At 62.0% G+C, this 12928-nt stretch carries 13 protein-coding genes; 5 read left to right on the top strand and 8 right to left on the bottom strand.

The window, feature by feature from the left end; translation table 11 throughout:
- Window positions 1–132 precede the first annotated feature (132 nt).
- Window positions 133–774: a type 1 glutamine amidotransferase gene (locus tag AC3IX1_RS17180; protein ID WP_489385092.1), complete on the bottom strand. Its 642-nt coding sequence runs from the start codon at window positions 772–774 to the stop codon at window positions 133–135.
- A 330-nt stretch (window positions 775–1104) separates the two neighbouring features.
- Between AC3IX1_RS17180 and AC3IX1_RS17175 the strand changes: the two genes are divergently transcribed.
- From AC3IX1_RS17175 to AC3IX1_RS17165, 3 genes are all read left to right on the top strand, one after another.
- Window positions 1105–1884: an ABC transporter substrate-binding protein gene (locus AC3IX1_RS17175; RefSeq protein WP_489385091.1), complete on the top strand. Its 780-nt coding sequence runs from the start codon at window positions 1105–1107 to the stop codon at window positions 1882–1884.
- A gap of 97 nt (window positions 1885–1981) precedes the next feature.
- A complete protein-coding gene (locus AC3IX1_RS17170) occupies window positions 1982–3094 on the top strand; it encodes a succinylglutamate desuccinylase/aspartoacylase family protein (protein WP_489385090.1) in 1113 nt (370 codons plus the stop codon).
- Between the two features lie 181 nt (window positions 3095–3275).
- Window positions 3276–3992 carry an alpha/beta hydrolase gene (locus tag AC3IX1_RS17165; protein WP_489385089.1) on the top strand — a complete coding sequence of 239 codons (717 nt, stop codon included), beginning with the start codon at window positions 3276–3278 and terminating at the stop codon, window positions 3990–3992.
- Window positions 3993–3995: 3 nt separating this feature from the next.
- Here the strand turns inward: AC3IX1_RS17165 and AC3IX1_RS17160 are convergent, their stop codons facing one another.
- The 5 genes from AC3IX1_RS17160 to AC3IX1_RS17140 all read right to left on the bottom strand — a co-directional run bounded on the left by AC3IX1_RS17160 (window position 3996) and on the right by AC3IX1_RS17140 (window position 8524).
- Window positions 3996–4562 (bottom strand): hypothetical protein, encoded by a 567-nt coding sequence (locus AC3IX1_RS17160; protein ID WP_489385088.1) that lies wholly within the window; start codon window positions 4560–4562, stop codon window positions 3996–3998.
- A gap of 138 nt (window positions 4563–4700) precedes the next feature.
- Complete coding sequence (locus tag AC3IX1_RS17155) at window positions 4701–5495, bottom strand: hypothetical protein (protein WP_489385087.1); 795 nt, start codon at window positions 5493–5495, stop codon at window positions 4701–4703.
- A 435-nt stretch (window positions 5496–5930) separates the two neighbouring features.
- Entirely contained in the window at window positions 5931–7112 is a 1182-nt protein-coding gene (locus AC3IX1_RS17150; protein WP_489385086.1) for an acetyl-CoA C-acetyltransferase, read from the bottom strand.
- 11 nt (window positions 7113–7123) lie between these two features.
- Window positions 7124–7789 (bottom strand): CoA transferase subunit B, encoded by a 666-nt coding sequence (locus AC3IX1_RS17145; RefSeq protein ID WP_008026717.1) that lies wholly within the window; start codon window positions 7787–7789, stop codon window positions 7124–7126.
- Window positions 7790–7825: 36 nt separating this feature from the next.
- On the bottom strand, window positions 7826–8524 hold the full coding sequence (locus AC3IX1_RS17140) for a CoA transferase subunit A (protein ID WP_046043267.1): 699 nt from the start codon (window positions 8522–8524) through the stop codon (window positions 7826–7828).
- Between the two features lie 175 nt (window positions 8525–8699).
- Between AC3IX1_RS17140 and AC3IX1_RS17135 the strand changes: the two genes are divergently transcribed.
- A complete protein-coding gene (locus AC3IX1_RS17135; protein ID WP_489385085.1) occupies window positions 8700–9596 on the top strand; it encodes a LysR family transcriptional regulator in 897 nt (298 codons plus the stop codon).
- 116 nt (window positions 9597–9712) lie between these two features.
- Here AC3IX1_RS17135 and AC3IX1_RS17130 read toward each other — a convergent pair whose 3' ends face one another.
- Both AC3IX1_RS17130 and AC3IX1_RS17125 read right to left on the bottom strand, forming a co-directional pair.
- Window positions 9713–10555 (bottom strand): NAD-dependent protein deacetylase, encoded by an 843-nt coding sequence (locus tag AC3IX1_RS17130; RefSeq protein ID WP_489385084.1) that lies wholly within the window; start codon window positions 10553–10555, stop codon window positions 9713–9715.
- Between the two features lie 141 nt (window positions 10556–10696).
- Window positions 10697–11743, bottom strand: a complete 1047-nt coding sequence (locus tag AC3IX1_RS17125) for a class I SAM-dependent methyltransferase (protein WP_489388755.1) — start codon at window positions 11741–11743, stop codon at window positions 10697–10699.
- A 352-nt stretch (window positions 11744–12095) separates the two neighbouring features.
- Here AC3IX1_RS17125 and AC3IX1_RS17120 point away from each other — a divergent pair, with 352 nt between their 5' ends.
- Window positions 12096–12926, top strand: a complete 831-nt coding sequence (locus tag AC3IX1_RS17120; RefSeq protein WP_489385083.1) for an HvfB family MNIO-type RiPP peptide maturase — start codon at window positions 12096–12098, stop codon at window positions 12924–12926.
- Window positions 12927–12928: the final 2 nt, after the last annotated feature.

The raw sequence follows: 12928 nt of genomic DNA, 5'->3' as shown, positions 1-12928 counted from the left end.
ATTGATCATTGTGGCGAGGGGGCTTGCCCCCGTTGGAGTGCGCAGCGCTCCCAAAACTCTCGACCATTACCGAGATTCTGGGGTTGCTGCGCAACCCAACGGGGGCAAGCCCCCTCGCCACAGGTATGTACTTCAGCGAAAGGAAGCGGCTGCCCACCACTCATCCAGTGTCGCCTCTAACCACTTGGCCACTGCTGCGTAAGCTTCAGTCTCCTGCGGCCCCCGGGGCAACGGCGACTCATCGCCAAAATGCGCATTGAGCAGGGCCACCGACTCTGCGTTCCACTCCGGGTGAAACTGCAACCCCAGCCGCGTCGGCCCAGCGCGGTACATCTGCTGCGCACAGTGCTCGCTGCTGGCCAACAGCTGCGCGGTAGGCGGCAGGTCGACGGCGTCTTCGTGCCACTCCAGCACCTTCAGCGTTTGCCCATCGATAAAGGTCACGGTGGTCCATCCGGTTTCGCTCCGGTCCATCCGTCGTACATTCCCGCCCAGGCTCAACGCCAGCAACTGTGCCCCCAGGCATATGGCGAACACGGCCGCGTCCTGATCCAGACTGTTTCTGAGCCATTGCCGTTCGGCTTCCAGCCAGGCCGGACCGGCGTTGGATTCATAAGGCCCACCCAACAGGATCACGGGATCGGCGCTGACGGGCGGCAATTGGCCGAGGTCGGCGCGAAACACCTTCAACGTCAGCCCTCGGGATTCGGCCCAGATGCCGATGGCCCCCGGACCTTCGGCGGGGTGGTGCTGGATCAGGTTCAACGTGGGCATCACGCTACTCTCGATGGGACGCAAGGGTGCTCAATGTGCCGCAAAACACCGGGCATCGCCAGTCAGCTCATCCTGTCGGTTGGAGCCGGAAAACCTGTAGGTCCGGTCTGAAATAGCGATATGTCTGACAGACTTTGCACCGTCATGGCGCGTTCACCCCGCCGCCTCTCTCCGGGCGCCACTTTTCTATAAATAATTGTCGCCTCGACGTAATTTGCCCTCCTGTAGCCGCTCTAGACTGCCGGCCACTTCGGTTCCCGCTCACGAAGCGATGACCGAACGCTGCCAATCGAAGCTGCCAATAAAAGCCTCCGCACACAGGAGTTATAAATGAAGAAGCTAGTGATGTTCGGTGCCCTGGCACTGTCGATGTTGTCCCTGACCGCGGTGGCCGAAGACGCCAAACCGATCCGCATCGGTATCGAAGCCGGCTACCCGCCATTCTCGATGAAAACCCCTGACGGCAAACTCACCGGTTTCGACGTGGATATCGGCGATGCGCTGTGTGAGCAGATGAAAGTCAAGTGCACCTGGGTCGAGCAAGAGTTCGACGGCCTGATCCCGGCGCTGAAGGTCAAGAAAATCGACGCCATCCTGTCGTCCATGACCATCACTGACGACCGCAAGAAGAACGTCGATTTCACCATCAAGTACTACCACACCCCGGCACGCTTCGTGATGAAGGAAGGCAGCGACGTCAAGGACCCGCTGACCGAGCTCAAGGGCAAGAAAGTCGGTGTCCTGCGCGCCAGTACCCACGACCGCTTCGCCACTGAAGTGCTGCAACCGGCGGGGATTGTCCTGGTGCGCTATGGCTCCCAGCAGGAAGCCAACCTGGACATGGTGTCCGGCCGTATTGACGCGCTGCTGGCCGACTCGGTCAACCTGGACGACGGTTTCCTGAAAACCGACGCCGGTAAAGGTTTTGCCTTCGTCGGTCCTGAGTACAACGATCCGAAATACTTCGGTGGCGGCGCCGGCATTGCCGTGCGCAAGGGCGATACCGCCCTGGCCGATAAATTCAACACAGCGATCACCGAAATCCGCGCCAACGGCAAGTACAAGCAAGTGCAGGACAAGTACTTCAAGTTTGACGTTTACGGCGAGTAATCCAGCCGTTTGGAAAAGTGGCAACCGTTGGCGCGGTTGCCATTTTTTTTGTGCAATCATTTTCAGCGCTCGCCGTACAGATATCAGGAGTTCCTCCATGCAACGCATCGACCACAAACTGCCCTGGAGCCACCTGGGCAGCGAGCGCACCCTCAGCGTGTTTCGTTATGGCGCGGGCACGCGCAAGGTCTACATCCAGGCCAGCCTGCATGCCGACGAATTGCCGGGCATGCGCACCGCCTGGGAGTTGAAGAAACGGCTGACCGAACTTGAACAGCAGGGACAACTGACGGGTGTGATCGAACTGGTGCCGGTGGCCAATCCCATTGGCCTCGACCAGCACTTGCAAGGCAGCCACTTGGGGCGTTTCGAGCTCGGCAGCGGCAAGAACTTCAACCGCTCGTTCGTCGAACTCAGTGCGCCGGTGGCCGAGTTGATCGGTGATCGCCTGGGCACCGACGCCCAGGCCAACATCGCGCTGATTCGCCAGACCATGGGCCAGGTCCTCGACGGCTTGCCGGCAGCGCTATCGCAGCTGGAAGCCATGCACCGCCTGTTGTTGCGCCATGCCTGCGACGCCGACATCACCCTCGACCTGCATTGCGATTTCGAGGCGGCGATCCACATCTACGCGTTGCCGCAGCACTGGCCGCAGTGGCAATCCCTGGCGGCGCGTTTGCAGGCCGGCGTGGCGTTGTTGTGTGAAGACTCCGGCGGCAGCTCGTTCGATGAGTCCTGTTCTTCGCCATGGTTGCGCCTGGCCAGGGCATTTCCGGCGGCAGCGATTCCACCGGCCAACCTGGCGACCACCCTGGAGCTGGGCAGCATGGGCGACACCCGGGTCGACCAGGCCCAGGCCAATTGCGAGGCCATCCTCGGGTTCCTCGCCGAACGGGGTTTCATCTCCGGCACCTGGCCGGCGGCACCGGCCGAATGCTGTGAAGGCATGCCATTCGAAGGCACCCAATACCTGTTCGCCCCGCATCACGGTGTGGTCAGCTTCCTGCGTGAGGCCGGGGAGTGGGTGGAGAAGGGCGATGCGCTGTTCGAGGTGGTCGACCCGTTGAGCGACAAGGTCACCACCGTGCAGGCCGGCACCAGTGGCGTGCTGTTCGCCATCGACCGTGGGCGCTACACCCAGCCAGGCAGCTGGCAGGCGAAGGTCGCCGGGCGCGAGCCGATTCGGGTGGGCAAGTTGATCAACGACTGATCCAGGTACTTCGCCGTCTGTTCTGGCCTCTTCGCGAGCAAGCCCGCTCCCACAGGGTTTACGCGTTCCCTGTGGGAGCGGGCTTGCCCGCGAAGGCGGCATCAGCCACACCCGAGATGTCCCTGCCTACTGACCAGTGTTAGGCTCTTCCCCGAATCCTGCATTCAGTGAAGGAAGACCCATGTTGAAGATGCTCGCGCTGCTCACGCTCCTGGTATCCACCGCTGTCCACGCCCAAACCCCGCTGCAAACCGACTTGCCGCTCAAGTACCTGGCGCAGGCCAGCGCCGATTCGAACCATCAGCCCCTGGTGATTTTCCTCCACGGTTACGGCAGTAACGAGCAGGACCTGTTCGACATCAAGGACGGCTTGCCCGCGTCCTACACCTACCTGTCGGTGCGGGCGCCGATGGTGATGCAGGAGGGCAGTTACCAGTGGTTCCGCAAGAAGGGCGAAGGGGCCTACAACGGCGAGACCGATGATCTGAAGTCCAGCGGCCAGTTGTTGCTGGATTTCGTCGCACAGGCCACGAAGAAATATCACACCGAACCCGAGAAGGTGTTCCTGGTCGGTTTCAGCCAGGGCGCGATCATGTCCTACGAAACAGGCCTGCGGCATCCCGAGGCGTTCGGTGGGATCGCTGCGTTGAGCGGGCGGATTCTGCCGGTGCTCAAATCCGAGCTCCAACCGGATGAAAAACGCCAGTCGCTGGCGATTTTCATCGGTCATGGCGAGCAGGACAAACGCCTGCCATTGAGCGACGGCACCGAAGCCAACAGCCTGTTGCAGACCGTGTCACTCGAACCCGAGTTTCACGCCTACCCCGGTGTCGGTCACAACATCAGCGCCGACGAGATACAGGATTTGAGCGCCTGGTTACAGCGCCTCAATCCCTGAGATTCATTTTCCGCTGACGATCTGTTTGATCAGGGTTTCGTGGGCCGCCATGTCACCTGGGCGGGAAATCACCTGGATCACCGCCATGCGAGTGCCGGATGCGGCCATCAGCGTGGTGGTGAGGGTCATGCCGCCGCCCTGCGTGGCAGTACCGTCGATCTGGCGCAGGCCCAGCCCGGTTGTCCGGGTCAGGGCTTTCTCGCTGAGCTTGTTGTAGTCGGGCAGGGATTTGTGTTGCGCCGCATCGAAATCGGCCACGGTGCCGTCGAGGAACCCGCCGTCGTTGTCCTTGACGCTGATACCGTTGGGCAGGGTGTTTTCTGCGGCGATCACCACGGTCTTGGTGGTCTCGTTGCTGTACAGGGTGCCGCTGGCACCGTCCGGGCTGGCAGGCAGCGGGTTGGCGATGAAACCCTTGGGCAGGTTGAAGGTGAACTTGCTGCCGAGCATCGAGACTTTGTGGGCGGGCGCATCGCTGGAAGTGGCCTTGGCGGCCTGCGCATTCAAAGCCCCAAGGCCGGTAGCGGCGGCCAGCAGCAGGACAAGGGCTTTTTTACTCAACAATGACATCGGGATCTCCAGGGATGGGCGCGCAGTAGGGCGCGATCATCCCATGGAGGTTGCGATGGGTTCCAGTGTGCTCTACCGAGCGGTCACCCGAGTCGAGTATCCACCTATGCTGAGGACAGCCCGATGACCCGATGCAGCTTAGCGTTTGATGGCAGCTCCTTCAGTGTTCGTCGTCAGCCCGGCCGGCCGCGCCAGCAGGCGCTTGGTAACACCCAGCATGGCCACCGATACCGCGATGCCCAGCACAAACGCGTTCATTCCCATCGTCGGCAGGGCCAGCGCCAACACCAGGCAGAAGGCGGCGAACGAGTACATGCCGGTGGCGGTGGCGCGCAGCAGCGCGGCGGTAAAGGCCGGGCCACGGGTTTGCTGGGAGAACACCGCCATCACGCTGCCCAATACCGGGAACACCGCCAGCAGGCCGCTCCAGCGGTCGCCGACGGTGCTGGCCAGCAAAGTGACGACCAGGGTGAGCAATGCACCGGCCACCATGCGCAACAGGAGCTTGTCGGATTTCGGCGCCGGGCCGCTGAGCACCGGTTGCACGGTGGGGAACAGGTACGGTGCGGCGAGCAGCGCAGTGGCGGCGGCGCACACCGAAAACACCAGGGAGGCCGGGATCAGCGACAGGACAACCGCCACCAGTGCCCAGACCGACAGCGATATCAGCAGCGCCAGCGGCCATCCGGCCCGTTGTGCGACCTGGGCGTAGGTCACGCAGAACGCAATCATCGCGAACATGGCTGACAGCGCGGCGGTAGCCGATTGCGCGGCGAACGCCTGGCCTTGTTCGAGGGCGAGGAACAACAGGATCGGCCCGACCACCACCGGCAACCCCGACAACCAACCGGCCACGCTCGGCCCCCAGCGTTTGCCAGCCAGGGAAATCAGCAGCAGGAAGCCTGGGATTACCAGCAATTTGAGGATCAACACGCGCACGTCTCCGACCTGTGTGAGGTGGCAACGGTAACATTGCATCGGGTAGATTGCTTTATTTGTATGCGAATGTTGTATACAAAATTCAAGCCCTTTGAAAATTGTGCGAAAGGTCTTTTGCGCATACGTTTTTTGGGCATTCCGCGATGAGGTCAACCCGCCATGGCTGATTCAGCAGTTTCTGGGGTGACAGATCGGGCCGCCGAAGAACGATGACTCGGTCCACCTGAAAAAAACGCAGGCAAAAAAGAACCCGGGATGTGGCGAGGGGGCTTGCCCCCGTTGGGTTGCGTAGCAGCCCCAGAATCTCGGAATTGGTCGAGTATTTTGGGAGCGCTTCGCACTCCAACGGGGGCAAGCCCCCTCGCCACAGTTTTCCAGACGGCGACAGATCTTCGTGGGTCCCCGCGCCGTCTGTTGAACGCTGTTGGCTTACGCCCGTTCGAGCGCCAGCGCCACGCCCTGACCACCACCGATACACAGGGTGGCGAGGCCTTTCTTGGCGTCACGCTTGAGCATTTCATGCAGCAGGGTCACCAGCACGCGGCAACCCGAGGCACCGATCGGGTGACCCAGGGCGATGGCGCCGCCGTTGACGTTGACCTTGTTCAAGTCCCATTCCAGGTCCTTGGCCACCGCCAGCGATTGCGCGGCGAAGGCTTCGTTGGCTTCGATCAGGTCCAGCTGGTCGATGTTCCAGCCGGCCTTGTCCAGGCAGCGGCGGGTGGCCGACACCGGGCCGATGCCCATGATCGCCGGGTCGACGCCTGCGTTGGCGTAGGCAGCGATTTTCGCCAGTACCGGCAGGCCGAGGGCCTTGGCCTTTTCCGCGCTCATCAGGATCACGGCGGCGGCGCCGTCGTTCAGCGACGAGGCGTTGCCGGCGGTCACCGAACCGTCCTTCTTGAAGGCTGGCTTGAGTTTGCCCAGGGATTCGGCGGTGGTGCCGGCCCGTGGCTGCTCGTCGGTGGCGAAGGACAGTGGATCGCCCTTGCGCTGCGGGATCAGGATCGGGGTGATTTCATCGACAAAACGTCCGGCTTCGATGGCGGCCACGGCTTTCTGCTGCGAGGCGGCGGCGAACGCGTCCTGCTGCTCGCGAGTCAGGCTGTACTTCTCGGCCAGGTTCTCGGCGGTGATGCCCATGTGGTAATCGTTGAACGCATCCCACAGGCCATCGCTGATCATGGTGTCGACGATTTGCCCGTTGCCCATGCGCAGGCCGGTGCGGGCACCGGGCATGACGTAGTTGGCCAGGCTCATGTTTTCCTGGCCACCGGCGATGATCACCTCGGCGTCGCCGCAGCGGATCGCCTGGGCGCCCAGGTGCAGGGCCTTGAGGCCGGAGCCGCAGACCTTGTTCAGGGTCATGGCCGGCACGGCGAAGGGCAGGCCGGCCTTGATCGCGGCCTGGCGCGCAGGGTTTTGCCCGGCGCCGGCGGTCAGCACCTGGCCCATGATCACTTCATCGACTTGCGCAGGGTCCAGGCCGGTTTGCGCCAGCAGCTGGCGGATCACCGCAGCGCCCAGGTCAACCGCGGACACATTGGCCAGGGATCCCTGGAAGCTGCCGATCGCGGTGCGCGTGGCGGCAACAATGACGACTTCTTGCATGGAATGATTCCTCACTGGGCAGCGAACTGCATTTCCGGCACGTGGTCCGGCACGATCAGTTTACCGGCAGTCTTGGCGACGATCTCTTCGACGCTGACGCCCGGTGCACGTTCTTTGAGAATGAACGCGCCGTTTTCGATTTCCAGGTAGGCCAGGTCGGTCAGTACGCGCTTGATGCACCCAGCGCCGGTCAGCGGCAGGCTGCATTGGGACAGCAGCTTGGATTCGCCGTCCTTGGAGGCGTGGGTCATGATGACGATGATGTTGTCGGCGCCAGCAACCAGGTCCATCGCGCCGCCCATGCCCTTGACCAGTTTGCCGGGGATCATCCACGAGGCGATGTTGCCTTGCACGTCCACTTCAAAGGCGCCCAGTACGGTCAGGTCGACATGACCACCGCGGATCATCGCGAAGGACTCGGCGGAGGAGAAAATCGACGCGCCGGTCCGTGCGGTCACGGTTTGCTTGCCGGCGTTGATCATGTCGGCATCGATGGTTTCTTCGGTAGGAAACGGACCCATGCCCAGCAGGCCGTTTTCCGACTGCAGCATGACTTCCATGCCTTCGGGGATGTAGTTGGCGACCAGGGTCGGAATGCCGATGCCCAGGTTCACGTAGAAGCCGTCCTGCATTTCGCGGGCGACGCGTTGAGCCATTTGTTCGCGGGAAAGTGCCATTGTCGTTATTCCTTCATTCGGTCCGGGGGCAGGGGATCACTTACGCACGGTGCGCTGTTCGATGCGCTTCTCGAACGTGCCGCAGATGATCCGGTCGACGTAGATGCCAGGGGTGTGGATCTGCGCCGGGTCCAGCTCGCCGGGTTCGACGATTTCTTCGACTTCGACCACGGTGATCTTGCCGGCGGTGGCCGCCAGCGGGTTGAAGTTCTGTGCGGTGTGGCGATAGATCACGTTACCGAAATGGTCGGCTTTCCAGCCTTTGACGATGGCGAAGTCGCCGGTGATGGATTCTTCCATCAGGTACTTGCGGCCATGGAATTCGCGGACTTCCTTGCCTTCGGCGACTGGAGTGCCAACGCCGGTGGCGGTGAAGAAGGCCGGGATGCCGGCGCCGCCTGCGCGCATTTTTTCGGCGAGGGTGCCTTGCGGGGTCAGGGTGACTTCGATTTCGCCCTTGAGCAGTTGCTCTTCGAACAGCTTGTTTTCGCCGACGTAGGACGCCACCACTTTGCTGATCTGGCGGTCGGTCAACAGTACGCCGAGGCCGAAACCGTCGACGCCGCAGTTGTTGGAAACCACGGTGAGATCGCGGGTGCCCTTGCGCTTGATCTCGTTGATCAGGTTTTCCGGGATCCCGCACAGGCCGAAGCCGCCGGCGATCACGGTCATGCCGTCTTCAAGACCTGCCAGAGCTTCCTCGTAGGAACTCACGCGCTTGTCGAAACCTGCCATATGCACCTCTTTTATTCTTTGTGGGCGGCTGGCTAGCCGAATGGGAAGGAGTGTCTCGCTGCAAGATTCATTTGTTAAGTTGTTTTTTAGAGCGGATTGATTGATAAAGCTCAATAATGTGCTGCCCCGTCCTTTTCAGCTTAGAACCTGTAGCTTACAACTGGAGCATTGCCCCATGACCGTCAAGCAGATCCGCGCCTTTCTGGCGGTGGCCCAGAGCCTGAGCTTTGCCGTGGCCTGCGAGCGCCTGCACCTGTCGCAATCGGCCCTGAGCCTGACCATCAAGGCGCTGGAGGAGGGCCTGGGCGGGCGCTTGTTCACCCGCACCACGCGCAACGTGGCGCTCACCGCCGAAGGCGAATCCCTGGTGCCGCTGGCGCGTCGGCTGATCGCCGACTGGGACAATGTCGAGGATGAATTGCGTCAACGCTTCACCCTGCAGCGCGGTCGCGTGACCCTGGCGGCGATGCCATCGTTCGCCGGCAACCTGCTGCCGCCGATCCTCAAGACGTTCCGCGCCCGCTATCCGAACGTCAACGTGACGGTCAATGACGTGATCAACGAGCAGGTACTGGAAATGGTCCGTGACCGCCAGGTTGAACTGGGGGTGGCGTTCGAGCCGACCCAGAGCTCGTCGCTGCAATTCACGCCGTTGTACATCGACCGATTCGTCGCGGTGGTGCCCCTGGATTCGGCGCTGGCCGAACTCGACGATATCGACTGGCAGACCCTGCTCAAGGAACCGTTCATTACCTTGCAGCGTCCGTCGACGGTGCGGGTGATGCTGGAAGAGCACTTGCAGGCCCGCGGCATGAAGCTGCCTGTGGAGTTTGAAAGCCATCAACTGGCGACGGTCGGGCGCATGGTCGCCAGTGGCCTGGGCGTGAGCGCGGTGCCGGCCTTGTGTGCCGGGCAGATGCGTGAACTGGGGGCGCGTTGCATTACCTTGGGTGACCCGGTGGTGGAGCGGGCGCTGGGGGTGCTGACGTTGCCGGGGGGAGAACTGTCGGCGGCGGCGCAGGCGTTGTTTGATGTGCTGAAAGAGGAAAATCTGGGGCAACGATTTTCCTGAGATGAATGCGGACCACTGTGGGGGCGAGCCTGCTCGCGATAGTGTATCAGATAAATTGATGTTAACTGACACTCCATCGCGAGTTCAGGCTCGCTCCCACAGGTTTTTTTGGTTGATCAGGATGAGAGGCGTTCGGCTAATAAGGGCAACAACCGCTCGCACGACCCTTCGATCTTCATATCCAGCAGCTCATCCGCCCGGGTCTTGCCCAGGTTGATCGCAATCAACGGCTTGCCCTGATCCACCACCGCCCGGCACAAGCGAAACGCCGAATAGGCCATCAACGACGAGCCGACCACCAACAGCCCCGCAGCCTGTTCGACGGCGGCCATCGCCTTGGCCGCCGTGGCCTGTGCGACGTTCTCGCCAAAAAACACCACGTCCGGCTTCATCCGTTCCCCGGCGCAATGCGGGCAGCGGGGGACCTGGAAACGTGCTTCGAAGGCCGGGTCGAGCAAGGTGTCGCCGTCCGGCGCCTGCACCGCGTCGACGCCGGCCAGGTACGGGTTCTGTGTTTCCATCAAGTGCTGGATCGAGTCGCGCTCACTACGCTGGCCGCAATCCAGGCACAACACCCGGTGCAGACTGCCGTGGAGTTCGATCACGTCACGGCTGCCGGCCTGGTCGTGCAGGGTGTCGACGTTCTGGGTGATCAACCCGCTGATCTGTCGCGTGCCTTGCAAACGGGCCAGGGTGTCGTGGGCCACGTTCGGCTGGGCCAGACGCACCCTCGGCCAGCCGAGCATCGCCCGCGCCCAGTAGCGTCGCCGGGATTCCGGGGCCGAGAGAAATTCCTGGTACATCATTGGCTGTCGGCCCCGTCGCACGCCCTGGCTGTCGCGATAATCCGGGATACCCGAGGGCGTGCTCATACCGGCACCGGTCAGCACGGCAAACGGCTGATCCGCCATGAGCTGATGGAGGCGATCGAGTTGGTCACGGGTCTGGCGGTCGAGCATGCCGGTAAACCTGTAGGAGCGAGCTTGCTCGCGATGGTCGTCAACGATAACACTGTAAACCTGACACCCCGCGGCGTGATCGCGTTTATCGTCGGATCGCCGCCCGGACCAAGCTCGCTCCTACAGAGATGGCGGCGGGGATTATTTACGTGCCTCCAGTATCAGGTTGAACGGCGTTTCAGTCGCCCGACGGAATTGAGTGAAACCCGCTTCGCTGAACACCTTGCGCAACCGCGCTTCACCGGCCTGGGCACCGAGGCCGAGGCCGACTTCCTGGGACAGCGAGTTGGGCGTGCAGATGAAGGTCGAGGCCGCGTAGAACAGGCGTCCGACCGGGTTGACGTTGTCGTCGAGCAAATCGTTGGCGTAAGGCTCGACCAGCAGCACCGTGCCGTCGTCCTTCAACGACTCATAGGCATGTTTGGCCGCACCCACCGGATCGCCCATGTCGTGCAGGCAGTCGAAATAGCAGATCAGGTCGTAGTCGCTGCCGGGGTAACTTTTCGCCGTGCCCTGGAAGAACCTGGCCCGGCTGGATACACCCCCTTCTTCGGCCCGTTGGGTGGCAACGGTAACGGACGGCGCGTGGTAGTCGAAACCGACGAAGCGCGAATCCGGAAACGCCTGGGCCATTATCACCGTCGAGGCGCCATGGCCGCAGCCGATGTCCGCCACTTTGGCCCCGGCTTCCAGTTTGGCCACCACGCCGTCGAGGGCCGGCAACCATTCGGCGACCAGATGGGCTTTGTAGCCGGGGCGGAAGAAACGTTCGGTGCCGCTGAACATGCACGGATGGTGATCGCCCCAGGGCAGGGCGCCGTCGCCGCGCATGGCGTTGACCAGTTTGTCCTTGTCATGGAAAAACGACGCGACCACGCCGATCCCGCCCGCCACATAAACCGGTGAGTCTTCGTTTGCCAAAGCCATGGCTTGCTCTTCGGGGAGGCGGAACTGGCCGTCCTGGTGTTCCATGTAGCCCGAGGCGGCGTGGGCACTGAGCCATTCGCGCAGCAGACGGGTGTTGCAGCCGGTTTTCTCGGCAAGGGTTTCGGGGGTGATCGGCTGACTGTCGGCCATCGCCCGGTACAGGCCGAGCTCTTCGCCGAGGATGACGTTGGCGAGCATCGCCGCGCCGCCCATGTCATTAATCAGTTTGCCCATGAAATCGTTGAGTCTGGCCTCGTCCATCATGTGTGCTCCTTCAGCAGGATCACGGTCCAGGGGCATTGTTTGGCGAGGCGTTCGCCGCTGGGCGGTGGTCGTGGGAATGTACAGGGCACCAAGCGGGTCCTGTGTGCAGTAAGTTTAGTCCGGGCCCCGTACCGCGCGGCCTGGCGCGACGAAAACTACATGTTCCTGACGGACACCGCTCCCACAGGGGATTTGTGCTGTGTATTGCACTGTATCTCACCGGCCTTTCGATACAGTCCCGCGCAACTTCAGACCCCAGCCGAACACAGTCCAGATACACCCTTTCGATTAACTCTGTCTCATGGCGGGCACCGGCTCGCGTCCTTGAACATTTTGTGAGATCGACACCATGCAGACCTCCATTCCCCCCGTAGCCAAGGCCAGCGCAGGGCTTGGCCTGCGTCGCGGTTTAATGAAAGACCTCCAGGCCGCACCGGCAGGCGATTTCGACTTTCTGGAAGTCACACCGGAAAACTGGATCGGCATCGGCGGTGCCCATGGTGCGGCATTGCGCGCCCTGGCTGAACGCTATCGGTTGTCCTGTCACGGCTTGTCCCTATCCCTTGGCGGTCCGTCGCCGCTGGACGTCGATTTTCTGCATGAGGTGCGCAGCTTCCTTGATCACTACAACGTGCCGCTGTACAGCGAGCACCTGAGCTATTGCAGCGATGACGGCCACCTGTATGACCTGTTGCCACTGCCGTTTACCGAAGAGGCGGTGCACCACGTCGCGAGGCGTGTCCGTCAGGCCCAGGACGTCCTCGGTCGGCGCCTCGCGGTGGAAAACGTCTCTTACTACGCAGCGCCGCAACAGGACATGGACGAGGTGACCTTCACCAATGCAGTACTGCGCGAGGCCGATTGCGACCTGTTGCTGGACGTCAATAACGTCTACGTCAATTCGATCAACCACGGCTTCGATCCGCATACGTTTCTGGCGGGCATCGATTCGGGCCGGGTGGTGGCGATGCACATTGCCGGGCATTTCGACGAGTCCGACACCTTGAAAATCGACACCCATGGCGCTTCGGTCAAACCGGCGGTGTGGTCGTTGCTGTCCCAGGCCTACGCCCGGTTCGGTGCTCAACCGACCCTGCTGGAGCGGGATTTCAACTTTCCGGTATTCGCCGAACTGGTGGCGGAATTGCAGACCATTCGCCGCTTGCAACAGGAGGTTTGAAC

The organism is Pseudomonas sp. KH_046_2 (genome assembly GCF_057838985.1).
This window is presented reverse-complemented; position numbering and strand designations above follow the sequence as displayed.

What these genes read in the sequence shown, in the direction of transcription:
- AC3IX1_RS17135 (WP_489385085.1), top strand. Translation starts at nt 8,700, where the DNA reads ATGACCGTCAAGCAGATCCGCGCCTTTCTGGCGGTGGCCCAGAGCCTG.
- AC3IX1_RS17150 (WP_489385086.1), bottom strand. Translation starts at nt 7,112, where the DNA reads ATGCAAGAAGTCGTCATTGTTGCCGCCACGCGCACCGCGATCGGCAGC.
- AC3IX1_RS17170 (WP_489385090.1), top strand. Translation starts at nt 1,982, where the DNA reads ATGCAACGCATCGACCACAAACTGCCCTGGAGCCACCTGGGCAGCGAG.
- AC3IX1_RS17175 (WP_489385091.1), top strand. Translation starts at nt 1,105, where the DNA reads ATGAAGAAGCTAGTGATGTTCGGTGCCCTGGCACTGTCGATGTTGTCC.
- AC3IX1_RS17165 (WP_489385089.1), top strand. Translation starts at nt 3,276, where the DNA reads ATGTTGAAGATGCTCGCGCTGCTCACGCTCCTGGTATCCACCGCTGTC.
- AC3IX1_RS17140 (WP_046043267.1), bottom strand. Translation starts at nt 8,524, where the DNA reads ATGGCAGGTTTCGACAAGCGCGTGAGTTCCTACGAGGAAGCTCTGGCA.
- AC3IX1_RS17130 (WP_489385084.1), bottom strand. Translation starts at nt 10,555, where the DNA reads ATGCTCGACCGCCAGACCCGTGACCAACTCGATCGCCTCCATCAGCTC.
- AC3IX1_RS17160 (WP_489385088.1), bottom strand. Translation starts at nt 4,562, where the DNA reads ATGTCATTGTTGAGTAAAAAAGCCCTTGTCCTGCTGCTGGCCGCCGCT.
- AC3IX1_RS17145 (WP_008026717.1), bottom strand. Translation starts at nt 7,789, where the DNA reads ATGGCACTTTCCCGCGAACAAATGGCTCAACGCGTCGCCCGCGAAATG.
- AC3IX1_RS17125 (WP_489388755.1), bottom strand. Translation starts at nt 11,743, where the DNA reads ATGGACGAGGCCAGACTCAACGATTTCATGGGCAAACTGATTAATGAC.
- AC3IX1_RS17120 (WP_489385083.1), top strand. Translation starts at nt 12,096, where the DNA reads ATGCAGACCTCCATTCCCCCCGTAGCCAAGGCCAGCGCAGGGCTTGGC.
- AC3IX1_RS17180 (WP_489385092.1), bottom strand. Translation starts at nt 774, where the DNA reads ATGCCCACGTTGAACCTGATCCAGCACCACCCCGCCGAAGGTCCGGGG.